The organism is Halobacterium sp. MBLA0001, assembly GCF_049705385.1.
Classification (GTDB): domain Archaea; phylum Halobacteriota; class Halobacteria; order Halobacteriales; family Halobacteriaceae; genus Halobacterium; species Halobacterium salinarum.
In genome coordinates this window covers 15782-41418 of sequence record NZ_JBNAMQ010000008.1, presented here as the reverse complement: position 1 = coordinate 41418, position 25637 = coordinate 15782, and the positions used below count along the sequence as shown (strand labels likewise).

The 25637-nt window shown below is 56.8% G+C and carries 12 protein-coding genes; 4 read left to right on the top strand and 8 right to left on the bottom strand.

Annotated features, from left to right (window positions below; all coding sequences use genetic code 11):
* The first annotated feature begins 112 nt into the window (after positions 1-112).
* The 3 genes from ACOZ32_RS12515 to ACOZ32_RS12505 all read left to right on the top strand — a co-directional run bounded on the left by ACOZ32_RS12515 (position 113) and on the right by ACOZ32_RS12505 (position 2098).
* The gene (locus ACOZ32_RS12515; RefSeq protein ID WP_424335278.1) at positions 113-1039 is read left to right on the top strand and encodes an ImmA/IrrE family metallo-endopeptidase; all 927 of its coding nucleotides are present in this window, start codon (positions 113-115) and stop codon (positions 1037-1039) included.
* Between the two features lie 132 nt (positions 1040-1171).
* On the top strand, positions 1172-1711 hold the full coding sequence (locus ACOZ32_RS12510) for a hypothetical protein (RefSeq protein ID WP_424335277.1): 540 nt from the start codon (positions 1172-1174) through the stop codon (positions 1709-1711).
* A 63-nt stretch (positions 1712-1774) separates the two neighbouring features.
* A complete protein-coding gene (locus ACOZ32_RS12505; RefSeq protein ID WP_424335276.1) occupies positions 1775-2098 on the top strand; it encodes a hypothetical protein in 324 nt (107 codons plus the stop codon).
* A 288-nt stretch (positions 2099-2386) separates the two neighbouring features.
* Here the strand turns inward: ACOZ32_RS12505 and ACOZ32_RS12500 are convergent, their stop codons facing one another.
* The 4 genes from ACOZ32_RS12500 to pglX form a co-directional block, all read right to left on the bottom strand.
* Positions 2387-3643, bottom strand: a complete 1257-nt coding sequence (locus ACOZ32_RS12500; protein WP_135823168.1) for an orc1/cdc6 family replication initiation protein — start codon at positions 3641-3643, stop codon at positions 2387-2389.
* Between the two features lie 492 nt (positions 3644-4135).
* Entirely contained in the window at positions 4136-7042 is a 2907-nt protein-coding gene (locus tag ACOZ32_RS12495; protein ID WP_424335275.1) for a helicase-related protein, read from the bottom strand.
* A 6-nt stretch (positions 7043-7048) separates the two neighbouring features.
* Positions 7049-9214, bottom strand: a complete 2166-nt coding sequence (gene pglZ, locus ACOZ32_RS12490; RefSeq protein ID WP_424335274.1) for a BREX-5 system phosphatase PglZ — start codon at positions 9212-9214, stop codon at positions 7049-7051.
* 2 nt (positions 9215-9216) lie between these two features.
* A complete protein-coding gene (pglX, locus tag ACOZ32_RS12485; protein WP_424335273.1) occupies positions 9217-13545 on the bottom strand; it encodes a BREX-5 system adenine-specific DNA-methyltransferase PglX in 4329 nt (1442 codons plus the stop codon).
* Positions 13546-13697: 152 nt separating this feature from the next.
* Between pglX and ACOZ32_RS12480 the strand changes: the two genes are divergently transcribed.
* Positions 13698-16163: a hypothetical protein gene (locus ACOZ32_RS12480; protein WP_424335272.1), complete on the top strand. Its 2466-nt coding sequence runs from the start codon at positions 13698-13700 to the stop codon at positions 16161-16163.
* Between the two features lie 394 nt (positions 16164-16557).
* Here ACOZ32_RS12480 and ACOZ32_RS12475 read toward each other — a convergent pair whose 3' ends face one another.
* Genes ACOZ32_RS12475 through ACOZ32_RS12460 form a run of 4 tightly spaced genes read right to left on the bottom strand, consistent with a single transcriptional unit; the run spans position 16558 to position 25579 of the window.
* The gene (locus tag ACOZ32_RS12475) at positions 16558-20382 is read right to left on the bottom strand and encodes a hypothetical protein (RefSeq protein ID WP_424335271.1); all 3825 of its coding nucleotides are present in this window, start codon (positions 20380-20382) and stop codon (positions 16558-16560) included.
* Entirely contained in the window at positions 20379-20999 is a 621-nt protein-coding gene (locus ACOZ32_RS12470; protein WP_424335270.1) for a BREX protein BrxB domain-containing protein, read from the bottom strand. Before ACOZ32_RS12470 ends, ACOZ32_RS12475 begins: the two co-directional genes overlap by 4 nt.
* The gene (locus ACOZ32_RS12465) at positions 20996-24742 is read right to left on the bottom strand and encodes a hypothetical protein (protein ID WP_424335269.1); all 3747 of its coding nucleotides are present in this window, start codon (positions 24740-24742) and stop codon (positions 20996-20998) included. The genes ACOZ32_RS12470 and ACOZ32_RS12465 overlap by 4 nt, the downstream gene beginning before the upstream one ends.
* A 3-nt stretch (positions 24743-24745) precedes the next feature.
* A complete protein-coding gene (locus ACOZ32_RS12460; protein ID WP_424335268.1) occupies positions 24746-25579 on the bottom strand; it encodes a BrxA family protein in 834 nt (277 codons plus the stop codon).
* Between the last annotated feature and the right edge of the window lie 58 nt (positions 25580-25637).

Sequence of the window (25637 nt, the reverse complement as noted above, 5' to 3'; positions counted from 1 at the left end):
GACGTGAAGGCCGCTCTCCGGTGACTGCCAGCGCGAGTTTTTTGTGCGCCCCCAAGGGGTGCGGCGCGTCCTGAACTGACGGAATCGCCGTGAACTCGATTCGGTGAATATTATGGCTACGACCAGTGACCCGTCGGTCTCCTTCGAGGAGACCGACACGCGAGACGACGAGATGCACAGTACCATCGAAGCGTGGATCGACGACCTCGTTGACGACGTCGACGAGGCACAGGCCAGCGACGAGTTCCAAGAGTGGCTCGACGTCCAGAGTCGCTTCCACGACTACTCATATCGAAACTCGCTGCTCATCAAGCTCCAGCGTCCCGATGCGACGAAGGTCGCGGGGTACAACACCTGGCGGAATGAGTTCGACCGCCACGTCCAGGAGGGCGAACAGGCAATCTGGATCTGGGCGCCGATCATTACGAAGCAGTGTCCCGAATGCGAGAACTCGCCAAGCTACCATGAGCAAAGCGACTGTGAGTACGACGAGACGCCACCCAAGGAGTGGTCCGAGGGGCTCGTCGGGTTCAAGCCCACTGCCGTCTTCGATGTGTCTCAGACCGAGGGTGAGCCGCTTCCTGAGCTGGAGACTGAGGCGACTGGCGATGCCGACGACCTCGTGCCCGCACTCAAGGATGCAGCTGCTGAGATCGGCATGACAGTTCGTATCGTCGACGCTGCCGAGTGGGAACATGGCGACGCCAAGGGCGTCTGCAAATACCGAAGTACGCGTGATCTCCAACCCGTCGTCGAGGCGAAAGCCCGCTCGAATCAGGCCGACCTCGCCGTGACACTCATCCACGAGTTCGCTCACGCCCTACTCCACGCTGATGTCACCGACGAGATTGAGCGATCGAAACGCGAGGTTGAGGCCGAGGCAGTCGCGTACATCGTCGGGCGGTATTTCGGACTGGATACGAGTGGGTCCGCGTTCTACGTGGCCGCGTGGCAGGACGACGACGCAGACGCGATTCAGGAGCGGCTTGGTCGAATCGGGTCGACTGCTGAGGAGCTCATCGAAACCGTCGACGAGTAACGAGTCTGTGTCTCGCGGGAAGCCGGAGTCGCGGAGGGTTCTGCAGTACTGCGTTGTAGGAGTGGTTTTTCGCGCCGACGAAGGGTGGCGGCGTGACTGCACTCGTCACGTCGGACAGACCCAGACCAATCCATGTCCGGACGAAATGAGACAAGCGAGACTGAAGAGATGGATCGAGGCGAACACGAACGTGATGGATTCGCCGCCGATGGCGGCGTTGTTGCTGCCACCTCCACGACCACGACTCCCGGAGGAGATGTGCAGCAGCCGTCGGTTAACAATGAAGACCACCAGGAAGACAGCGAACCCCGTACCGAGCGCGCTCGAACTGAGGAGATAGACGTCTCATTGCTCAGGAAAGGTGGTGTGTACGAGGTGCAGTCGGCGTCGGGGAACACCTATGAAGTCGACGTCGCGAGCAAGACGTGTACGTGTCCAGACTTCACGAAGCGCCAGCCGAGCGGTGGCTGTAAGCACCTACGACGGGTCGACATCGAGATTCGGAGCGGGAGCGTCCCACGTCCTGATGGACGGCTTCCGGCGACTGGAGACGTGACGGAGCAGCTTTCGGAGCGGATTCTCGAACTAGAGCAGGAAATCGACGAACGAGAAGCCCGGCGCAGGGAACTCGAAGCAACAGTGGCGGTCCTCGAAGAGCTCTCGATTCGATAAATACCCAGATTAACCAACAGCAAGAAGATTCCAGTGCCAGTGTTGGTTAACACGCCGTGACCCATGTCTTACTCGCCACCATCCCCACCGCAAGAAATCCCCGACGACGTCGTGGAGATTCTCAATAAGCAATCACCAGAGGTGCTCAAGCATATCGCCCAGTTCGCCGAGGAACTCGCCGAACATCGCGAACGCGAAGCCCGACTGGCCGAACAGGACGAGGAAGAACAGATCGAGGACCGACCGGGGGATCATCCGGACGACGTCCCCTCGAAGGCTACAATTACGATCAAGAAGATCAACGACAATCGCTACTACTACTGGCAGTGGCGAGATGGCGACAGAATCCGCTCTAAGTATAAGAGACCAGTTAATCCCGACGAGTGAGTTCGTACTTGTTGAGGGATGAGCGTTCACATCGGTCGCAATTTACGGATGAGAGGTGACACCATCTAATTATCTGATATTCCGTCAGACACTCCACTATTGCCAGTAAAAGCGGCGTACGATAGTGCATCATAGAGTTACTGGCAACCAGGGTGTTTGAGAATCAAGTCATATATGGGGATACTGGCAACACCGGAGAGGATACTGGAGAAACTGGCAGTGACGGTTACGTGGTTACTGGCAAAAGTGGAGAGGGTATTGGCAGTACTGGTGTTGGCGGTTCTGAAGTCATTCCAGAACCCGATGCCGTTTCGCAGTTTCACGAATATCGTCAAGCTCTCCTAGCTCACCCTCGAGTGCATCAAGAGCTGACGATAGAGAGACATCAAGCTCGTATTCGTTGTAGTTCCCGCGTCCACCCGACGAGTCGACCAACCGCAGGATTCCGTGAAGGCTCAAATCTGACAAGTGGTCGTGTACCCGCCTGCGTTTCAGCGGTTCACTGCCGTGATCACGAAGAACCTCTTGATACCGTTCATAGATCAGTTTCGTCCGTTCGGGTGTTTCACCCTCTGCTGCCAGCTGGCAGACTGTTAGTAGCACATACTGTCCCTGTCGGGTCAGCGAATGCATTCCCTCGACAACCTGTTGGCGCTGAATTTGATGTTCTCCCTCCCGAACGTGCTCCTCGGTGATCTTCGCCTCCCCGTCGGCCATTGCCTCGTTTTCAGCGATATCGGCTGCTTTCCGGAGTAACCGTAGCGCCTGTCGAGCCGATCCCGAATCCTGTGCAGAGAACGCTGCGCACAACGGAATTACATCTGTCTCAAGAACATCATCGTAGAACGCAATATCGGCGCGTTGCCGGAGAATATTCTGTAATTCCGTCGCGTCGTAGGGAGGGAATAGAATTTCCTCCTCGCAGAGCGTATCCTTAACTTTCGGAGAGAGGTTTTCGCGGAATTTGAAATCATTCGAAATGCCGACTACACCTAATTTCACATCGAGATCCAGCTGTGAGCGTGCTCGCGGGAGTTCGTACAAGATATCGTCATCCGATCCGATATTATCGATCTCGTCCAAGACCACGAGAATCGTCCCACCGACCGACTCGAGGTCATTGTAGAGTTCGTTGAAGATACGCTTTTGCTGATATCCGGTTTCACTCATGGGTTCGCGTGGAGACGAGACAGTAGTGAGAGGATGGGACGGAGAGCGAATCTCGTTCACGAGATTGACCGCTACCTGATAGGATGTGGTGCAACCAGTACAGTTGAGTTCGATAACGTTGAGATCGACGTCATCATATTCTTCGGCAGATTCCTGCAGCTCCTCAAGAAGATCGTGCGTCGCAGCTGTCTTCCCAACGCCGGTAACGCCATAAAGAAAGACGTTGTTCGGTTGCCAGCCCTGAATGACGGGACGGAGAGCGGCCGCATATTCGTCGAGTTCTTCATCCCGCTCCTCGAGCGTCTCTGGCTGATAATCATCCCGGAGGACGTCTTTGTCCTGGATGATGAACGATTCTCGATTGAATCGGCCCATAGGCGGACCCAAGACGAAGAACCATCATAAAACCAGGGGTTCCAGTATCGCCACTAACCCACCACTCGAACCAGTTATGCCAGTACCGCATCTACTTATAAAACACACACACTCCACTATTGCCAGTAAACCTTCGCAACAACTGGAGGGGGTCGTTGACCCCCTCTCTAGCCAGCGATACTTTTATTATAATAGGCATAAAACCAAAACCGTACTAGCGGAAACGCAAATAGCTGTAGTGGGTGGAGTAATAGCAACTAGACTAGAGACGTGACAGCTTCTGCCCTCCCGTCTCGTTACTGGCAATAGTGGAGTGAGAGAGGTACTTAAAAGATAGCAATATTGGCAATACTGGAAACGCCGGTTGTCTTCTCCGTGCTACCATCGTTACCTCTCGAATATTCCAGTCGAAACCATCTCTTACGAGAAGCCTTCACGAAAGTCGGTCTGACGCGCCGGCAGAGAAGCGCTCCCGTCTCGATCTGGAATCGATTAGACCGGGAGAGCAAAGCAAACGTTCTCCACCTCTGGCGCAAGTGAGATGACCCGAGCCTTCCGCTGCAATTCTTGGCGCCGGTCTTCGATACGCTGCTCAAGTTTGTTGAGCCGTTCTTGTTGACCACGGATCGCGATGTCCATATTCGACCCAGCCTCTGCTTTCCGCTCATAGTTCTCGATGAACTCCTCGATTCGCTGGCGTTCAGCCTCCGCATACTCCTCCAGGTCATCCAGTTCTTGCTGGGTCTCCTCTCGGCGGCGCTCGTGTAGTTTCTCTCTTAAAGAAGTCACTTGCTGGCTGATGTACCGGTCAGCGGCTTCTCGCAGCTGATCTTGACTCTGTATCAGCGATCGCACACGGTCAGAGTCGGGCGACCCTTTGATACTGTCACCCTGAACAACACGCTGACCCATCCGCTGCCGGGGGTCTTGATGGCGGGCATCGACATACACAGGGATCATATCTTCCCGTATGACCTCGCCCGTCCCGTCCTCGAACGTCACGCGGTAGTTGTACGCAATCCCCGGTTCGTCGACGAACGGGAGGAGCTTTAGCCCAACATCTCCGTGCTCACTATCCAGGATTTGCTGCATTAGCCGCTGGACCAGACCATCATCGGGTGAGACGTAGTCGATACCATCGTGGTCCATAGCGAAGTCTCGGCTGAACGTGAACGGCCCGTACTCCTCGTCCGTTCCTTGCTGTAGGGAGCGTGGCAGCTGTGCCCTGTAGAGATTGCTTCCGGCTTTCTCGACGTCGCCACCTAGCGCCTCGACACCCCGTTCGACGAACTCGTGGATGTCGGCTTCCGTCCCGTAGACGTCCTCGGACTCGTCCATCACTTCCTGAATCTTCTCCCGGCTCTCCTGGTCAAACGTGCTCGTGTCGATGAGGCTGCGTTCGTACCACTCCTGGAGCGTGCGTTGACGCTCGTCGATGAGCTCCTCGAGTTCCTCCTTGGTTGCACTCGCCGGTTCGTCGTTCTGGATGGACTCCATGATGAGCGAGTCGACGTTGATGTCGTCGAGCATCCCCAACACGTCAGCCGTGTTGCCGAGTTTGCCGCGGATGTTCTCGACCTTGTTCTGGAGCATGTCGAAGATCTCGCCCTCACGAGTGTCCTCAAACGTGAAGTTCCAGACCTTGACCTCCTTGTCCTGCCCGTAGCGGTGGAGCCGGCCGATGCGCTGCTCGAGGCGGTTCGGGTTCCACGGCAGCTCGTAGTTCACCATAATGTGGCAACTGTGCTGGAGGTCAATCCCCTCGCTCGCTGCGTCGGTCGCAAACAGCAGCCGGGACTGGCCGTGGTTGAACTCCTCCTCGATGCGGGCGCGTTCCTCCTTGTCGACGTCACCGTGGATGACGAGGATCTCGTCGGCCCAGGGTTCGTCCTTCACCAGGTCGAGGAGGTAGTCCAGTGTGTCGCGATACTCGGTGAACAGCAGGAGTTTCTCGTCGGGTTGCTCTTCCAGCAGCTGCTGGATGTACCGGCGGACCTTCTGGGCCTTCGAGTCGACGGAGATGCCCTCGGCGAGCGAGACGAGGTCGCGGAGCGTTTCGATCTCCTCTTCGAGTTGGGCATCGCTCTCGGTGACGGTCAGCGCCGAGAGTTCCTCCTCGGCTCGTTGTTTGTCCTCTTCGTCGAGGTCTTCGCCGTCGAGATACGCGGACGCCTCTTCCGAGAGGCTGGTGGAGGTCGACTGCTCATCGACGAGGTCGCCCAAACGACGACTCAGTGTCGCTTGGATGGCGCCGATGCTGCTGACAAGGCGTTTCTGCATCAGTGCCATAGCGAACCCGACCGCTGGCTCGTTCAGCTTCTCGGAGCGATTGTAGACGTTCTGGACGTAGTCAGTAACGGCACGATAGAACTGCCGCTCGTCGTGGGTCATCTTCACGGGGACGGTATTGACCTCGCGGTCGGGGAAGATGCGCTCGCCGTCATCGTCGTACAGCGTTTGCTTCCCGCGACGAATCATCACGCGGTCAACGGCCTCTTTCGAGAGATCCTGATCCTCGGCGACGAGGAACGGGTCGATGTACTCGACGAGCGAACGGAACGCCTCACCCTTGCCGTCGTGTGGCGTCGCGCTGAGCAGCAGCAAGGAGTCGGAGTTGCCGGCGACCCGTTCGACCATCTTCGACGTCTCACTGGGCGACTCGCCTCGTTTGGCGGCCTTGTGCGCCTCGTCGACCACCACGACGTCCCAGAACGCTTCCTCGAGGGCCGGCTGGAACTCGTCCTGTCGGAGGAAGGCCTGACTCGTGACCATCTGTTGGTGGTCTTGGTCCCAGATGTTGGCCTCCTCGCCGAGTCGGCGGCGTTCGCCCTCGACCCACTGTCGGTCGGCTGGCGTGAGGTCGATGTCGAAGAAGCGGTCCATGTCCCGAATCCACTTCTTCTGGAGGTGGGCAGGGACGACGAACAGGACACGGTCAGCACGGTTGCGAGCGGTGAGCTCTTTGAGGATGAGCCCCGCTTCGATGGTCTTCCCGAGGCCGACGTCGTCGGCGATGAGCGCACGTTGGCGCAGCTTCTGCATCACCCAGTTGACTGCGGCGAGCTGATACGGTTCGAGGCGGACCAGCGAATTCGAGATACTCAGCAGCTGCCCCTGCTCATGGGCGATCTGCAGTTGGAGCGCCTGCGAACGAAGATCGAACCACTCGGCCGAGACAGCCTCGTGGTCGGGATGTAGCTGTTCGGCTGACACCGAGCGCAGTTCCCCAAGCTGATCGCGTTTGGGTTCGACCTCGACGTCGTCGATACAAACGGTTTTCACGCCGGCGTCTTCGACGTAGGCCCGGAGATAGTCGAGATCGCCGACGGAGTAGGTCTTAATGACCTCGGCAGTGCGTCCATTGAGCAGGACCGTATCACCGGGATCGAAATCAGTCATAAGCGGTCATTCCTGCGTGATCGTGACGAAGTTGAGTACGAACTCTTGTGGAAGGACCCCTCCGTGGTAGAAGCGAGCATCGGGCAATCCCTGATTGCGGAAGCGCTGAATCGGATCAGCGAGGACACTGATTTTCGTGTCGTCGTCAAGGTAGCCGAGATGGGTGTTCTCGTCGAGGAGGACGCCAGGTGCATCCTCGTCGATGTCTGTTCCGGCCACCCAACGGCGCGTCACTTGCTCTGCCTCGTCAGGTGGATAGATGCCATCAAGATCGATACTCTGGGGAAGGGAGACGAAGCCGTGGTCGGCGAGTATGTACGCGCGGTCCCACTCCCCCTGATCGAGCTTCTCGCAGATGATGTCCGAGATTTTCTCGATGCGATCGCTGAACAGCGCCTCGAAGTCGGTCAACTCCTCTTCACCGGCCTTGTCGAGGTCGTTCCAGTAGTACGCGACGCGGGTGTTGCTCCATCCCGAGGCGTCGTCCTCGCTTTGCATGATGTAACTCCAGCCATCGTCCTTCAGCATCTTCTCGCGCTGGTAGTTAGTGATCTCGCGGCCGTTGCGTTCCGGAACGAGTTCCCCGTCGTCGAGTTCGATGTTGAAGCTGAACTTGCTCCCGGGTGTGAGTGCTGCCTTCCCAAACTCAGTATCCGAGGGGAGCGTTCCGACCCAAGCAGTCTCGTCGACTTCGAGGCTAGGGAGTTCACGACGGACGGATTCCGCCAGTTCGTGGGCAAGGTCGAAACGCAGCGCGTCGACGATGAACAGCGCAACGCTCTGGCCACTCTGGAGGTGTTCTTGCTCCTGGTCGAAGAACTGGTGGGCGTAGTTTTCGCCGACGAACGGTGAGCCTGCCTCGATCTGGTCGACGACCAGGTCGCCGAGGTCGCTGAGATAGTCGAGGTAGCGTGACTCAGTCAGCGACGTGCGCAGGTCGTCGAGACTCGCCGTCGCGGGATGTTCCTCGGGGAGGCCGTGCTCGGGCTCGCCCGAGATGATGAGATTGAACACGGCGTTGTCGATCTGCCAGGTCCCATCGTCGACGTCACCGTAGAGGTCGACGACGTCAGTCGTATCGCCGCGCTCTTCCCACGTTTCGAGTTCGTGCGCGAGTTTGGCGACCTCGACAGCCTGGTTCCAGACGCTCGTCCATGGGACGTCGCCGTAGGTCGTTTCGAGACGTTGGTAGCGAGTGGCCGCTCGGGTCGCACACGTCTCGTACTCCCCGTCGTGGAACGCTTGCAGCCACTCGTTCCAGAGTTCGTGTTCGAGCGAGGCGTCGACGGGACAGTCGGCCAGTTCCCACGGGTCGTCGTAGGACCGAAGGATGTCGTGCCAGAACTGCGCGTCCGGATCGAGGTACACGTGCGCCAGCTCTTCGGCTCGTTCTGGGTCGACCTTGCTCAGTAGCGACTGGAGTTCAGGTCGGGAGATTCCGAGTCCCGAACTTGAGTCGGGTCGGTATTCGGCGTCGAGGAGCGACTTGTCGAGTCCTTCTTCGACGAGCCATTCAGCGACGGCCCAGCGCCGCGTACGTGTCACGAGCACGTCCTCGTCGGTGACGCCGTCGACGGCCGCGACTCCATTGTCGACCAACAGATCGCGAATCTGTAGCAGATCGCCGGTCTCGTCGGGAAGGTTCTCGGCGCCGTGTTCGAGAACGAACTGGACCGGGTCCTCATGGCCATCGAGGACGATCTTCGTCTGGAGGCCTTGGAGCGTCGGCAGGCCACCATCGCCGTTGAGCTCCTGGAAGAGGGTCTTGGCGACCTGTTCGCGGTCGCCCTCGTCTGTATCCTCGTAGGCCGTGCGAATCGAGGCCGCCTGTATGCGCTCGTTCTCGAAGCAGCGTGCCGCGAGCTTGCCGATGTGGGCCTCAACAACACCACCAGTGTTCTCGACGTCCTTGAACCAGTCCACGTCGTCGCTGTGCGCCTGCGGCACGTACCAGACGGTTCGGTCCCGTGGCGCGTCGGCGCGTAGCTCAAGTGGTGTCTGTTCGGCTGCGTGGAACTCACAGCCCAGCGAGTGGCTCGTGCTCTCGACGACGTCGCGAAGGTAGCCACCGTCGTCCCACCAGAGTACGACCGGATCCTCGTCGGCCGCCTCGTCGATGGCAGTCTCGATGGCGTCTTCAGCGCACTGTGGGAGGGTCTTTGTCGCGGGCATGGTTACAGGACATCGTCGTCGACAGTCTTTGGAACGATCTCGGCGTCGGCAAGCGGCGTGATGTTGATTTCGACGCCGTGCTTACGGTTCGGCTGATAGCCAGCAGTTGTAATCTCTGAGAGGGCGCGATCGGACCAATCAGAGGGGATGCGCTTGTCCACAGCTTGGCAGCGGTCGTCAATCTCCTCGGCCAGCGCCTTGAATTCAGCGAGTGGCGGAAGGTCGTCGATCTTCTTGACGTCCTCTTCATCGGCTATCTCTTCTAGGTACTCCTCGTCGACGATCGAGGAGTTATCGAGCCCCATCGCCAGTGAGGCGAGCAGGCGTTCGTCTTCAGTTAGAGTGTCGAACGGCTGACCGTCCTCATCGAGCAACTCAGCACCCTCGCGTTCGAAGTAGTAAGTCATGAAGAGGATACCTGTGCTCGAGTAGTGATCCGAGCCCTTGAGCCGCCGATTGAAATAGCCGAACAAGTCGGCCAGGTGAGCCTCAACAGGCTCGTCGAGAGGCTTCGAGTATTCTTTGCAAGCGTTCTCGAGTTCCTCGAGAGCGTTAATCCACTCGTCACGCCACTTGTCGACAGTGTTCCAGAAGTTGTCCGAGAATGTGTCCTGGAACCATTCTTCGCTGTTACGCTCACGCAGTTTCGCTAACTTCTCTATGCGCACCTGAGTCTCCTCACGAAAGACTGCAATCTTCGGAGCCAGCTCTTCAACGTGTTGGTGTGCCTCGTCGTCGAAGTGTCGTTCGTCTATGCTACTCAGCTCCTGTATCACGTCCTCAAATACACTGATCTGGTCGAGGCCGTTCGCGCAGCGCTCGTATTTCTCGGCGGCTTCAGCCTGTTCGCTGGCGGAGAGTGAATCATCACTTCGGCGGCGATTTGCAGCGCTTCGCTGCTCCCTTAGTTCGGCCTTCCGCGGTTCGAGGTAGTGATTGGAGAGGCGGTCGAATAACCCCGAGTCGAGGCGGTGGTAGTTCACGAAGCAAGCGAAGCCTTCGCCTTTCGAGTCAGCAATCAGCCGCTTAGTGGTGAGCTTCCAGATGATTGGTGTGTTCCCCATCTGGTCAACGTGATAGTCGAACAAATCGTCCTCGATAAAGGCCCGTAGATTGGGGTATGCTTCCTCCCCAGCGGATCGACCTCCAAGAATGTCATCAACCTCTACAAGGCGATCTTCCGCGTGCTCCCCGTAAGCGTCCTCAAAGCGCTGGATGACCAAGTCGAGCATATCGGTTTGGACATCGGTACTGTGGAGTGGAATTATTCCGTGTGAATCCTCGCGGACGGCCTCCATGGCGAAGTGGTGAACGAGGCTCCTAACTTGATTATCGAGGTTCTCAGGGGCCTCCGGAACAGACTGTGGGTCGGGGATTTTGCGATCCTCCGGTTCTTCGGCAGTTCGAAGGAATATTTCAGTCCGTATGTCTTCCTGAGTTTTTTCGTCGATGTTTAACTCCTCATAAATAAGTTGATCAATCTGGTCTGAAAGTGTTTCAAGACGTTGTCGCCGTTCGAGAGTATTCTGTTCTCCCTCTCGTGCTGATTTGGTTAGTGGTTGATCTCGAGATGCGTACTCAAGATCAACGCCAATCTGCTCAACTGCCATTTCTGCGTGCGGATGCTGATAAAAGAATCCAGATACATACGACTCAGGAAGTACCGAAGGGCCGACGTAGTAGGGACTCGAAGGGTCGTCATAATTTGTCGCCATCGCGACCCGGTATTGCTGCTTGGCTAGTCTTTCAAGCTCTGGTGTCCCTTCAAGTTCTCTACGCCACGGGATACGGCCAACTTCCCCGACGTTCCAGTGTCGCTCTGTCGTCAGTGAGAGGAATAACGTGTGATAAAGATTGGAGTTAAGCACCGCCATCAACTCCCAGGCAGACCGTGATTCGTCTTTGGGGAACAGCATGAACCCGGTATTGCTGAACACTCCCCCCTTAGGGAAGTAACCGAACCGACGCCCTGTCCTCTTTATGTACGTCCACGTGAGCCCTTCTTTACCGTAATATTCTCGGTTTTGGAACCGTGAGCTGCTGACTCGGTTAAAGTGAGAGCCTTCATCCGCGAAATCGACTACGGTCGGCAGTTCTGGGATAACCCATGCGTCTGATCCTCCCTTGGCGAACGGTGAGAATCGGTCGAAATCATGAACCTCCCAATGATTGCGAACGAACCGATCGTTGTTTCCGGACTGGAGTCCCGTCTTTAGTTCGGCTATGCTTTCTCCATCAATATCTGCTACTTCGGAATCTATCTTCACGTCCGATGAGTGAAGATCCCGAACTTTGGATGGAATTGAGTAACTGATAGGGTTCCCAGGAATGTCTGAGAACTGATCCAAATTTATTTGGTATAACCGACGAACGGTCGACTCATCCCGCCCAAGAACGCTGTTGACGAACGTCTGTTCTTTGGCTTTAGTTTCAACATCGTGTAGCCGAATGAACGTACCGGTCTGGCTATCTGCCATAGGATTCGTTCGAACAACTGTCCCTACCGTACCGACTGTCGCATTATCTAAGACCCCGTACCCGAATTCTGAAAGGAAATCAAACCCACCTCGTTCTCCGATGAAATCCTCCCGGAAATCCTGGAACATTTGTTTGAACATAAAGCTCCAGGGAACAAGCATTCCTATCCGTCCATTAGAGTTTGTAATATTATTACACACTTCAAAGAAGTTGATGTAGTATTCCGGAGCGTACGAATACCTTTCCCGAACGTACGATTGAACGCTGTCCGGCATCCGGTTCTGTGATCCGTACGGTGGATTCATCAGCGCAATATCGTAATCCTGCGCTAGCACATCCAGCAACCTCACGAAGCTTCTCAGATCCTGTGCAAGGAAGGAATCTGATCCACGGTGCTCCTCAACTGCCTCATGCAAACTGCGGAGAACCTGCCCAAGCGTGTGACTCTTTCGTGGATCGTCACCGAGTGTAATTTGAACACCCCCAATATCGCTGTCGTCTTCGAACAAGTCACCAAGAGTTCCGCGCACGTCAAGTAGGCTTCCGAGTCCATGAACCTCTTCGAAGGCGTCAAGGATCCGTCGTAACGCCTCTTCAACCTCCTTGTCGTTACCGGCAACCTCGTCGAAGACTGTCTCGATGCCGTCGATTTCGGCAATCGTCGCGTCGGCACAGACGATCCCAACCTCTGGCATATCGAAGCCGTGTGCGCCCTCAGCCTCAGCGCGAGTCCGGCCCTTCAGATAGAGGTTGAATGCCGCGAGCTGGCAGGCACGCATGTCCAAATCGACGCCATAGAGGTTGTGCTGGAGAATCTTCCGGGGGATTTCTTCGTCGGAAAGGTCAGTCTCAGCGCGCCAGATACGCTCCAGCACGTCGAACGCATACAGCAGGAAGTGGCCACTTCCACATGCAGGGTCAATAACGCGAAGCTCTTCCGGGTGATCGAAGTCGGTGGGCTCACCTTCCTCTTCAGACGGAACGAGGTAGGTACAGAAGTCAGCAATGTCGGGAGACTCGTCGGGTGAAAGGGGTCGGTTCTTGCGTTCGTCGGGGGAGAACTCCTCCTGCGCTTCGACGACATCCTGCAACTCACCGGTGTGTTCGAGGTAGAGCTTCCCGAGCGAGTTGTCGGTGAGCATCCGGACGACCCAGTGGGGCGTGTAGAACTGATTTGCCGGCGGAACGTCTTCGGGTTCGAGGCCCTCACGGTCGCCCTTGCGACGCAGATCGTCGAGCAGCTTGACGTTGTAGTATTCGTAGACCCAGCCGAGGACGTCGTCGGCCCGCCAGACTTCGTCGGGAACCGAATCGAGTTTCGCGCAGAGTTCTTCGAACGTGTCGTCGTCGGGGTCGATCAGGCTATAGGGGGACGAACGGTCGAAGAGAATCTCGATTTCCTCGGCGAAATCGTCGCAGGCGTTATGGTAGGCCTCGAGGATGGCCTCGTCCTCCAGCAAGAACTCTTCGTGGACGAGCGTTTCGGCGGCGGGCGTCAGGCCGTTGTCCTTGAAGACGGTGACCTCCTCGTCGAGGAAGCCGCGCACTTCCATGCAACGTAGTGCTGCCAGGCGATTGACGATGGTGTATCCCACACCCGTGACGTACTGATCGAAGGCTTCAGACCAAGTTTCGCCGTCGACAGCTTCGAGTTCGATCGCCTCTACGAGTTGCTGGGTATCCTCGTCCAAGGAATCGACGTCCTCGGGTTCGTCGTTGAGACCTTCCTGCGTGAGCTGGAACTCGACGTTGTCCTCAACGCGCTCGCGCATCTCAGTGACAACGTCTTCGAGATGTTCACGCTCTTCCTTGTCCAATTGGGCCTTCCGCTGGGAGAGAGAATCGCTTGCCATGTGGAAACTCGGGATAGGAATCAGAAGGCGTAGGGGATACTTGAAGATTGGCAAGAAGTTACATCATGAATCCGCTGTGACTCTATCTTCGTCTTCTCTACTTCCACTGTGGTTCCGGTACGTATTTTCCGATGCGGAAGTATGGTCCGGCCATGAGTAGCGCGGCTCCGCCGGATCTAACCCCACTCCAACGCTCAATTGTTCACGCAAGCGCTAGTTCTCCCGACGCATCTTCTGCCACAATTGCCTCTCACGTCGATAGCTCTGCCTCGTACGTAACAGAGATTCAGAACGAATATGCGGAATTGATTGCCCATATTTCTGACCTATCCGACCTGTCCTACCTTCCCTCGTTTGCACACCCCTATTCAATCATTCTTCCCGAGCCTTTGATCGATGAATACCAATTTGAAATTGGTGACGTGGTCGAATTGACGTTCGATGTAGACGGGCGGGAAGAGACGACGTTCGGCATGGTTGCTCCTTTCGAGGACAGCATGGTTGGCCGCTCATCCCCTGAGATGCAAGCACGTGTTTACGGGAGTTACTTCTCACTTGGAGATATCCAAGACGAAATTCCGGAGTTCGACCAGTTCGACTGCGTCGACGAGAACAAGGCGGAACTCTCTACCAGCGACGATTTCCTTTCGTATCTCCATTCTCTAAAACGCCAGCTCGATACGCAAATTAACTCGGGTGTGCAGATGCTCATCGGTGTAGGGATACTGGAAATCATTCACGGTGAACGTGATCCGAACAATCTCATTTCATCCCCGTATTTCATCCTCGAAAAAGACCGGTTCCCCCGGTATCTCGCTAATAATGGTCCCGAGTTAATTGATGCGCACAAATATGTCGGCCATATTGACGAGCCCGATGACGTGTATTTCACGTATTATGGAGAGGACCTGCAGCCATCGCAAATCGAGTCGCTTCGTGAGACCATTCTCGACGTCAAATGTTTCAAATCCACGTGGAACTATTCGATTCCAGGGTACCGAGCCGCCGTTGGCCCGACGACGACTGATCCAACTGGGGAAGTGATCCGGGTCACCGAGGAATCGCTCCATATTGTCGAAGGAAAGGAGCGGAATGTACAGTTTCTCGAAGCCGATGGGACGCCGGCGACAGGACTCACAGCAGACAGAATCCACGACGCCATTCTCGATGCAAATCCAACGTTCGAATCACTGGTATCTCATACCAGGTACTCCGGCGAAGCAGACGGATTTCCGTTGAGACGTGATGGCGATCAGATTTTCATCCTCTTCGATCAGGTAACCCTCGTTCTGACGGCGAACGGAGATCACCTCTCATGGGTATCCCCTACCGGGATCGACCATGTGGAGACGATTATCGAGGCTGTCAATGGTATGATTGAGGGGCAGCTTGATGTCGAGGATTCCAGAGTACAACCTGCTGATGTCCAACAGCCTCAGCGGATCCAGCAGGATGACTGGACGTTCGATACGAACTCACTGTATCACGATCACACTGATGATACCCCTACGAGCATCCTGAATACGATATTCTCACATCGGTTTTTCCACGACAGCACGATCCACGTCCCGTGGGCAGTGCTATTCGAAATGAACAAGCACCCGGATGCGGGCAGCGCTACAGCGGCAACGAATGAGCAAGGGTTCGAAAATATGTCTATCTTGTCGTTGCTGGATACGCTCGACTATCTGGAGATCGAAGTTCAGACACCACCCGAAGAAATCACGGTTGATTTAGCAAACGGTGACGTTGCCGATATGCACGTTCTTGCCTATTCTAATCAGCAGGACGCAACCCTGGTGACCGGGGACGAGTCACTTGCCGAGCTTGCCCGACTCTCGGATACACCGTCTTTCAATATTGCTCAGCTAGATGGTTTGTCCTCTGGTGTCGACGATGAATCCTCGTTTGAAGATATTTTTAAGCTGATCGGGTCAGAACTCGTTACCCACGCTGAAATCGTTGCTGAAATAGACGAACTGCTGGATACTGACACTGCTGCACCTATCGCGGAGTCTGGGACGACCTCGACAATGGATGCTAATTCCGTCCTCGAATCTTGGGTTTCGAACGATGGAGTTCTACCGTACGTCCGATCTACCGATAGTGAACGATGCTATGCGCATAGTCAGAGCATTACCCTCGTTCCGACAAAAGCGGTGATCGAAGACCTCCCCCAGTATCTCGATAGCTCAGACGATTTCCTCACTGACGAATTCCTCGATCCCGTCGCCGATGATGTTCTTTCGCTGGCTCACAGCGAGTTACCAAGCGTCACGCTCGTCGTTCCTGCTGAGTATATCGTTGAAAATTCGGTTTCAAAATCTGCTCCGGGTGATTTCAGCAGGAAACTCCTGAACATCTCTCATGCAGAGAACGTCGAATATAAAACTCAACCCGCCGTACGCGCGGCTGCGTCATCGTCCCTCCAAGCCCTTCTTCAAAATAACGTGGAGAACGGAGAAGACGCTTTACTGTCTTGGCACGATTACGTAGCACTATGTCTCACTACGGCTTTAGAGTCGGCGTATTTGTTACTCCCTGATTCTAATGGGGAGACATGGAAGTTCACAGAACTCCTCGGCGTTGACACTGTTACGCTCTCACAAAATAGCTAATAGAGTACTTCAGAGAAAGCCGCCAAAAGACAGTCTATTCGTCGAATTCAACGGTGACGGTTTCACCATCTGCGGTCTCGTACGTGAGCACAGCACCGTTGAGCTGCTCCAGGTTCATACTTTGGTCCCCGTCGGACTCGGTAGTTGCGCTCATCTCAGGTAGCAATTTGGCGGTCAAGATAAAAAAGTATTGGCTCGCTTCCGGACAGACGATAATTGAATACTTTCTTGAGCAGATGGCACCGTGGTTCTTCCTAATTCAGACTGCAGTCTTTTTCGGGTTCCGTACTCCCCTCCCAATAGCTAGGGTATCAAGCCTATATCCGTCATTTAATACGTGTCTCTTCTTGCTGATCGCCCGGACTGGATATACGTCGGAATTGTTGACGGTGTCTCAGTCCTCTATAACTACGATACTCCCGTTATCCAGCTCGTCCAACGTCTCGTTCACGGCCCTCTTTCGACCAAGAACAGTATTCGCGTCCGAAAGGAGTTCGGTCACACGATTCTCGCTTGGCCGACTTTCGGCATCAACAGCTGCCGTAACGTCATCGGTCACCTCGGCGTTCGGAAGCTCCTGGCGAAGCTCTTCAGCGACCATCTGAAGTTCGGCCCACGCATCCCCGCCCGTAATCGGGTCTTTTGCACGCTCGATGAGTTGGCGCACATGTCGCTTCGAGGGTGGACGTGAAGCCGCGAGCGTAGTCTCGACGGACTCCGTCGTCGGTGACTCTGGGTGCTCCTCACGCAGCTCTTCGCCGGCTGCCCGAAGCTGCGACCAAAGAGCCGAACCGTCAGAGTCGTCGAGGAGGTCGCGAACCTGCTCGTACGTCTCGGCCTGCTGGACGACGGCGGAGTCGACGACATCACCTTCCGACAGATCCTCGCCGGCCCACACAGCTTCGAACACGTCCTCCAGGTCGCCAAGTACGACATCGTCGAACTCATCAGTAGCACCATCGACGATCCCTCGAACGTCGTCCTCGTTCGACCGGAGCCACGCGCTTAAATCGGCACAGATAGCTTCCGGGTCAGAGTCAGCGACGGTCTCACCTGTGATCCGCCGATACTGAGACGACGTTTCGTCGACGCGATGTCCCTTCGCGTCCTCAAGCCGTGACTCGACTGTCGAAACACTGGGGACAGTCTCACCTTCCGCCGTCGCTCGCATACTGGCAGTGATCGACGCGTTCGGATAGAGCGAGGCCATCCTGTCCAGCTCGTCGCTGAAGTGTTCCCAGAGTGTGGTCCCGTCTTCTCCGACGCCAAAGAGTTCACGAGCATCAGCGAAGGTCTTCGCCTCCTCGAGTACCGTTTCGAGGTCATCCTCACTTCCGAGGTCGGACGTGGAAAGCTCGTCCCCACCGAGGGCTGGGTCGACCGTTGCCTCGAAGGCGCTGAGCTTCACATCGAACTCACGGCTGGCGCCTTTCAGCGTCCGCTTGACAGTCGCACTGTTCTCGTTGACCCACTGGCCGAGCTCGCCCAGCCACTCGTCGGGTCCATCACCCGACGGCTGTTCGCCGAGCACCGTCGTAACGAGTTCTCGCACCGTCTTCGGGTCGATAATCTCGACGCCGAAACGGACCTGGAGTGAGGTCAGTCCCCCTTTGGTCCGCACTTGTCGACCGATGGCAGCGGGATCAGACACGTACTCGGTATCCTGTTTGAGCGCGACTGACTCGTTGGAGGTCGCAACTGTGATGAGCAGCGCCGCGATCGACTCCTGTGGCGTCCCGCGGTAGTCCCCGTTGGCAGTCTGAGTCTGCTGGAGGAGTGTCTCGACGTCGACGGATTTCTGTCCCTCGTACGTGTCGATGAACTCGCGACACCAGCCCGTATCGGCGACCTCCGCGTTGGCGGTGTCGACACCAAGCATCGCGGCGTCCGCATCCGAAAGGGGCCACTCACCGCTCCCGCGGAAGAACTTCGCCATCGCCTTTGCGTCGTCGACCTCAACGAGCGGCCGCGAGAGCGTCTTTCGAGACGATCCGAAGACAGCGTTGACCTGGTCTTCGACGACGCTGTCAAGCACGCTCGAGCGCGCCCCACGGTGTTCGTGTACCGTGTACACCGACGCGTCTTCGAGTATCTCCGTCACCGATGATTCGAGGCGGCGTTTGTCGGCACGGTGCTCGCGTTCGAGTTCCTCATGGGATTCGGTCTCCTCGTCCAACACCTGTCCCATCCCGATGACGTTCCGGATTCGCTCCAGCATTGTCTCCGGAACGTCGACGGTGATCAGGATGTGTTCGCCACCATCGCGACCGTTGTTCACGTCCTGCCACGTATCGATCTGCTCCGAGACAGTCTCGTGATCATCGGCCAGCACACGAACGCGAAGCGCGTCGTACTCGGGTGACGGCGCTCGGTCGACCGGTTCGAGGATGGAGTACTCGTACCGCAGTGGGACGAGGCGCTCGTCGCCGACATCGACCTCGTGGCGGCTGCCGTCACTCCTGAAGAACGCGTCGTTCTCCCGCAGCCGTGTTTCCACCCACGCCGACAGCTGATGCGGCGAGATCTTCGCGGCCTTGTCCTGCGCGCGACTGAGGATGCTCTCCTGTTCCTCGGAGACGAGCGTGTACACCTCGTCGCCCTGGTCGTTCGTCTCGGTGAGGGCCTTCTGCTTGTCGACGAGCGTCTTCAGTCCCGATTCGGTTCGCTCGACGACGTCGTCGACGGACGCCGTGACGTCGTCGACCATCAACCGACCGAGGTTCTCTGGCGTCGACGGGACAGCGGGCGTCTGGTTCAGAAGGTAGAGTCCTTTTGCGAGGCGGACTTCCCACGCATCCTCGTCACCGTCGAACGTCGGGACAAGCGTGTTGTCGATCATCTCCTGGACCCACAGCGGGAGGTACGTGGTCTCCTCGACCGACAGATCGAACAGAACGTCCCACGTGACGAGCGAGCCCTCCTCCTTCGACGCCCACCCGAACTTCGTGAACAGCGACCGAACGAGGACGAGCAGTGCTCGACCCTGAATGTAGTCGCGATCGGTCGACCGGCCCTGTGTGATGAGTTCCTGCATCACCGCCCGCAGGAGCGACAGGTCATACTCGCGGAACGGATAGGACTCGACTGGGTCCGGATCCGCGCTCGTCACCGACGAGTACGTGTCGAGTGAGAGATCGGGCATCGACGCCACCAGCGACTCGACACGTTCGCGTCCCTCGGGGTCCGACTTCTGGAGCCATCGCTTCCGGACGATGATCTCAGTGTCCGCTCCTTCAAGCCGCACCTGTTGATGCGTCCAGTGATCTTCGGGCGGCTCACCGATGAGACTCTCCCGTGTATCCGGGAGGGAGTACTGCCCGGTTGTGACCACGACCGGGTTGGCCCCACGTTGCAGTGCCTCCATCGTGTCCTCGAACTCACGATAGCGATGGCGACTGTCGCCGACGAAGAGCGCCACCTCGTCTAAGCCGAGCAGCAATTCGGTCCGTTTGCTGCCGTCGTTGAGAGCCGCTGTTGCAGTCTCGACCCGTGAGACGAGGTCCTCGGGATCGAATTCTTCTGGATCGACATCCGCTTCTGCGGTTTCGATGGAGGCTTTCACGCCCGAACGACTGTTGAGTTCCGTCCCGGATGTCTCTTCCATCGCCGGTAACGCCTCGTAGAGCCAGCTGCGGAGGGACGCCCGTTCTGCGAGTACGTCGTCGAATGTCTTCCCGTCATGCTCGAACGTTCGGAGGGCTTCCCAGACCCCATCGTACTCCATGTCCAGTGTCCAGGCCCACTCGAGCAGCCAGTTCGGGTCGGTCGGGTATCCGAGATCCCGACCAATCGCCTCGAAGATGAGGAACGGCAGCGGCGGCTCTTTCGACGCATCGCGGTCTAGCAGGTTGAGGAAAACTGGTTTGAGGCGGTCGACGTGAGAGTCTGTGATTGACTGCTGGAGTTCGTCGAACCCCGGCCACTGTTCGGCAAGTCGATCACCCAGGTAGGCGAACTCGGATTCGTCGTCGGCGAGGAGGCCGACCAACTTCAGGAGGTGGGTCTTCCCCGAACCGAACGTCGCATGGATGTAGAGGAACCGCGCGGCCTCACCGGGATGCGTCTGGATAGCTTCGCCGAGCGTTTCGAGTACCTGCTCGGCACTGTCAGTTTCATAGAACTCTCTCACGTCAGTCTCAGCCCGTTCGCGAGCGTTGACTTTCTGTACTTCTTCGAGCTGTCGCGTCGGATCGCTGTGGAAGAGGTCGTCGATAGTCATTGGAGATGCACCCCCTGGATCTGGCCGTCAATCTGGTGGGCGGGGTAGTAATGGCGTGATTCACCGCCGAAGAAGCTCAGCTTCCCGCCGACAACGTCCCCCGGGAATGGGATTCCGATAGTGGCCTTTACGTTCCGACGGTCAAGCTCGTCCAGCAGTTCCGAGGCACGCGTGAACGGATACAGACTGCCGAGATTTAGCAAGAGCACCACATGGCTCTGGGTCTCCAGCTGGGCTTCGCTGAGCTCGTGTTCGATCATTTGCTGAACGAGTTCTTCAGCAAGCCGGTCCTGCATCGTCTCCTCGATACGCTCACCTGGCGACGTACCGCCCTCGAGTTCAGCCAGGGGTTCGCCCAGGTCGACGAGGAGTTTGTACACATCGGTCCGTGGCAGGAGTTCGTCAAGCCAGATCGGCTGGACGGTTACGTTTTCAGGGATCTCTGGGGCTTCCTTTCGTCCATCGGACCAGGTCGCGAGCCTATCTGCGACCCGATGCTCGACTGCTGGGTCGACAGCAGCGATGACGAACGGGTTACGAATCCCGTGTTGCCCCTGAGCGAATGTCCGTAATTTCTCCTTGAATTCACGATACGGCGACGAACTCGTCTGGCTCATCGAATAATCACCCCTTCGTCAGTCTCCTCGATCTCAAGATCTTGCTGTTCCACGAGACGCTCCAACCGCCGATTCAGTTTCTGCCGATCGTCAGGAACGATGCCGATTTGATCGACGTCGTCCGGCGTTCGATCCCCAACGATCGACGACAGTCCATCGAGCCGGCCATCCAGTTCACTCGGACTGTACCCGATGGTTTCAGCGAGCGGCTCTAACTGCGCCACGTCGTCAGTGATCTCGACGATGTCGTCTGAATCAGCATCGGTAGACAACACCGTGATCGCGCTCTCGATGGTTTCGTACCACTGCTTGAGGTGGCGCATCGGAGTGATGTATTCGCCTTCGAAGGCGACGTGGACGCCTGCGGGGAGATCAGTAGCTGGGAGAATCCATGGATGCTCCTCAATACGACTGACTAGTTCACGCAGCCCTCGTTCGTCAACGAACGCGTTCCACGACCTCTCCAGTTCGGGTGCGAGGTCGGGAACTAATTCTCCGGAGAGTGTACTCCACCCATCGGTCGTCCACCACTCCCCATCGAACGATGAGACCGCAGATGAGCGGGACTCGATAGATGCTTGAGCGTCGTCGTCAACCCAGTCGAACTGGCGGTTTCGAATCGTTAGTACCGCGTCGAGCCGGTGTAGTGTCGAAAGACGCCGGTTCCAGACGTCGGTTACCTCTTCGACCCACTCTTGGGCCTCGTTGGTCTCGTCGATGACATCCTCGATACCGTCATCTTGTGACTTGACGGTTGAGATGCGATTTTCGGTAGTATTGATTCGTTCCGCCAGCTCATCAGCAAACGCATTGAGTAAGCCAGCGACTTCGTCGGTTCGCACGTCGGTGTCGACGACTAGCGTGACGTCTTCGCGAAGTCCGGTCAGCTTCGAGCGAATCTGCTGGTTGGCTTCTTGGAGGTGGATGAGACCATCCGCGACCGTTTCAGTTGTCTCTTTGAATCCACCCTCTTCCAACAGCTTACTCAAGTTTGTGCGTGGAAGGAGTTTCAACCTCGTCGTCGAGAGGCTGTCGAGGTCAAGGACGGCTTCGTCCTCCAGCGTGTTTCCGTCTTCGTCGATTGGTAGTAGTCTCCCCTCCCGACAGAACCCCCAGATGATTGCACAGAGAGCAGGCCGGGCCTCGTCGTAGAATGGCTTCTCCTCGACGATTCCGTCGAGAACGGTGTTCATATTGAGTCCTTCGTCGCGGCCTTTCAGCTGCCGGCCGGTGAGGGACATTACGTTTCGTTGAATCGTCTGTTTACCCTGCCCACCATTCTGGCTCGACGAGGGGACTTGGATTGTTCGTGCCCACGGCGGGAGCGGTGCATCGCTGTCGAGTTCGCGTAGTTCTCGCAGCCGACTTTCGTCGACCTGGAGCATCATCGGATGGAAGTCGTCGGGATAGGCGACGTCGACAGTGGCCTGTATCGCCTTCGAGAGACCACCGATGTCCGTCCGATCTTTCACGCTATAGGAGCCACTCATCATTGCGCTCGTCAGCTTACTTCGGACGGCATTCGCACGCTGTTCGAGGTCACGCTCGACGGCTGGTGGGGCGTCACGCGTCGCAATTGCGTCGCGAAGCGCCCACCACTCAATCATTCGTTTGCGAAGGTCTTGGAGGCCATCCGTGTCGATCTCCCAGTAGAGCGTGTCCTCGTCAGTTTGCTCTGGTTCTATATCTGGGCGGACGCCCTGCACATCGACGTCGATGTCTAGCCCACCTTCGGCTTCAATACTGCTCTCGAATGTTGTCCCATCGAGTCCGAAGTGATACGAAACGGGGTACTCGTCACTGGATTCTCCGTACGGGACTGACTCTGGTAGCGATAGGTCCTGGGTGATGCGATTCCAGAGATGTTCGTCCAAGGTGTCGACGACGTCGTCCCAGTCGGGGTCGGCTTCATTCTCCTCGGTCTCGTCGTAGATGAGGCGTTCTTCCTGGGTCGCGAACCGATAGCGAGGCCCACTTTCGTCTTGCGTCGGTCGAATGAACTTCTGCAGTCGATCCAGTGATTCCTCGACCCGATTGGTCGTGCTAATCCACGATTGGCCGTTCAGGTCGTCCATGACGGCGACCGCGATATTCCCCTCGTTCAGGGGAACGATTTCGTGGACGTGCTGGAGCAGGAGTACGGCCTTCGCAACGTCGAGGTCGAACTCTTGAAGCTCACTTTCGTCGTCGGCTACCTCGTCAGCGATGCCGGTCGTCTCTTCGGCGCCCTCGACGACCCGCATATCCTGCGGTAAGATCTCACGGAGTTCAGGCTCGATCAACTCGAAGAAGTCGACCAGCGAGACGATATGGTCCTCCTTGCCCTCGTCCACCCAGTCGTCCAGCAACCCGTGCATGAGTGCGAGGATGGCACGGGCAGTCCCCGAGAAGATGGACTTTGCCGGGTCGTTCGCCTCTCGACGGAGATTGAACAGGATTTCGAGGAACAACGGCGCGTGATACGGCAGGAAGGGGTAGAATTCTACGAGATCCTCATCATCAATCGCATCGAGTGGCGGTTTCGTGTTCTGTTTGATTTCGTTGTACACGAGCGACTCAGCCGGTTTCACGTCGGCGTCGTCAAGGACTCGCCGAACCGCGTCCTCGCCCGTCTCTGACTTCTGGAACAGCCGGCGTTTGGCGATGTCTCCGACGTGCTTGCTCGGGAGCTGATACCGGTGCGGGAACCGGTCTTTGACGATACTGAAATCGGCCCCGTGGGCCGCGAACTTGGGTTGGACGTCTTCGATTTTTGCCTGCGCCGTCGCGACGAGCTGAATGTCGCCGTCTCCGATGTCGTCGACGTTTTCCGCGAGTGTCTGTAGTTCGGTGAGCCGCTCGAAGTCGGTCCCAATGAAGAGACTCACCTCGTCGAGCAGGAGGACGAGCTTGACCGGTTGCGCAAGCTCCGCTTCACGTTCCTGGCGCAGTGTTTCCAGTCGACTGACAACCTCTTCTGGGTCAATATCCGAGGGTTGGAGATCGGTGTAGCCGTCGCGTGTCCCCGTGACACCCTCGAACAGCTTTGGAAGCACAACATCGGACAGCGCACTGTACTCCTGGACGTCGGTCCAGAGACCGTCAGTTCCCCACTCGTATCGCGGTTGATCCGGCGTCACTCCCTCGACGACAGATGCAGCTCGATCCTCTCGTTCCGGCCAGGCGTCGGTCGTTTGATACCAGTCTTCGAAGTATGCGACGTCAAGCTGGGAGGACAGTCCAGTCGATACCCCGTTATTGACGCCCGTGAGAATCGGATTCTGGTGGGCGTGCCGGAGAACGATTTCACTAAAGCTGCGTTGCTTCTGACCCTGATACTTCAGCAGGTTCACTGAGACAGGGATGACGTGATATTCGGAATGAACGGATTCCCACTGGGTTCGGAGCGTATCGAGGCCCCCGCTCGCTGACGCATCCGGGACGAGGTTGCTCCAAACCTCGTCGGAGCGGTCTTGGAGCCACTGAGTATCCATCAGCCCATCTAGAACTGTTAGGAGGTGGCTCTTTCCGCTCCCGTAGTAACCGTAGAGCCAGTAGTTCGACCCCGTACGCATATCCTCTGCTTCGCCGAGCAGTCGTTTGACGAAGTCTTCGAGGAACCGCTGGGAGTCAGCCGTAACGTGATATGACTCGATGGCTTGTTTCCGGTGACGTTTCTCGTCCGCAGATTGGTCCTGGCGGTCGATGCGTACCGATTCCTCGAAGTCCTCCGGTAAGTCCTCAAACCACGTTGTGTCGACCATTATTCAGATCCCTCCACTCGTAATCGATGAGTACGGCTCGTCGGTCGGCCGCAGTTGGAGACTTCCATGGAGCTCGACAAACTCCCACGCCTCAGTCTCTGCTGCCCGATTGTAGAGTTCCTCCCAACGGGCACTCGGCTGGAATAGGTACTGGAGTCCAGTTGGTGATTCGAACCACTCTTCGTCGCCTTCCTCATACGAGTAGCCCATTGCGACAAGGAGTGGCGTCTCTCCTAGTGATGGTGGATTACCGACGACCGTTTGCTGATTCTCCAGGACGCCGATCTCGCGCATAACTGACCGCAGTCCTTCGCACCATCTCTCTGTCGTTGAGTCCGCATAGTCGAACGGTGTCTCGTCAGTGTATTCGAACTGATTCAAGACAGAGGTGAGTGTCTCATTAGAGAAGTCAAGAGGTTCGGGAAAGTCCTCAGCAAGGCGTCGGGCATATTCGTGAACAGCATATCGAACGAGCGCGTCATCGGCGACCAGATAGAGGTAGAGCACTTGAGCTTTGTCTCGCGATGACGAACAGGTATCCAAGACGGCAGGAAGATCACTTGGATTAGGGAGGGTGGCAGGGGCGTTTTTGAATCGTGATGAGAGAACGCGGTATATCTTCTGAGAACTCCCCTTTGTACTGCGGTTCGCACGTCGTTCCTCAAACCAGATATCCTTGACCTGGTTCCAGTTCCCGTGTTCACGGTACAACCGGGCGATCTCTTCTGCTCGATCAGGTAGGAGGCCGCACATGGTCAAATCCATGTTGACCTCTTTGGGAGAGAATGTGCGGGAAAGAGACGGCGGTCCGTTATCGCCGTCTGGTAGAGTGTTCATACGATGGTGGAGTCAACCAACCCACTTTACTATTTGTCATTGTTGGATATTCACTCCG

What these genes read in the sequence shown, in the direction of transcription:
- ACOZ32_RS12515 (WP_424335278.1), top strand. Translation starts at nt 113, where the DNA reads ATGGCTACGACCAGTGACCCGTCGGTCTCCTTCGAGGAGACCGACACG.
- ACOZ32_RS12510 (WP_424335277.1), top strand. Translation starts at nt 1,172, where the DNA reads ATGTCCGGACGAAATGAGACAAGCGAGACTGAAGAGATGGATCGAGGC.
- ACOZ32_RS12505 (WP_424335276.1), top strand. Translation starts at nt 1,775, where the DNA reads ATGTCTTACTCGCCACCATCCCCACCGCAAGAAATCCCCGACGACGTC.
- ACOZ32_RS12500 (WP_135823168.1), bottom strand. Translation starts at nt 3,643, where the DNA reads ATGGGCCGATTCAATCGAGAATCGTTCATCATCCAGGACAAAGACGTC.
- ACOZ32_RS12495 (WP_424335275.1), bottom strand. Translation starts at nt 7,042, where the DNA reads ATGACTGATTTCGATCCCGGTGATACGGTCCTGCTCAATGGACGCACT.
- pglZ (WP_424335274.1), bottom strand. Translation starts at nt 9,214, where the DNA reads ATGCCCGCGACAAAGACCCTCCCACAGTGCGCTGAAGACGCCATCGAG.
- pglX (WP_424335273.1), bottom strand. Translation starts at nt 13,545, where the DNA reads ATGGCAAGCGATTCTCTCTCCCAGCGGAAGGCCCAATTGGACAAGGAA.
- ACOZ32_RS12480 (WP_424335272.1), top strand. Translation starts at nt 13,698, where the DNA reads ATGAGTAGCGCGGCTCCGCCGGATCTAACCCCACTCCAACGCTCAATT.
- ACOZ32_RS12475 (WP_424335271.1), bottom strand. Translation starts at nt 20,382, where the DNA reads ATGACTATCGACGACCTCTTCCACAGCGATCCGACGCGACAGCTCGAA.
- ACOZ32_RS12470 (WP_424335270.1), bottom strand. Translation starts at nt 20,999, where the DNA reads ATGAGCCAGACGAGTTCGTCGCCGTATCGTGAATTCAAGGAGAAATTA.
- ACOZ32_RS12465 (WP_424335269.1), bottom strand. Translation starts at nt 24,742, where the DNA reads ATGGTCGACACAACGTGGTTTGAGGACTTACCGGAGGACTTCGAGGAA.
- ACOZ32_RS12460 (WP_424335268.1), bottom strand. Translation starts at nt 25,579, where the DNA reads ATGAACACTCTACCAGACGGCGATAACGGACCGCCGTCTCTTTCCCGC.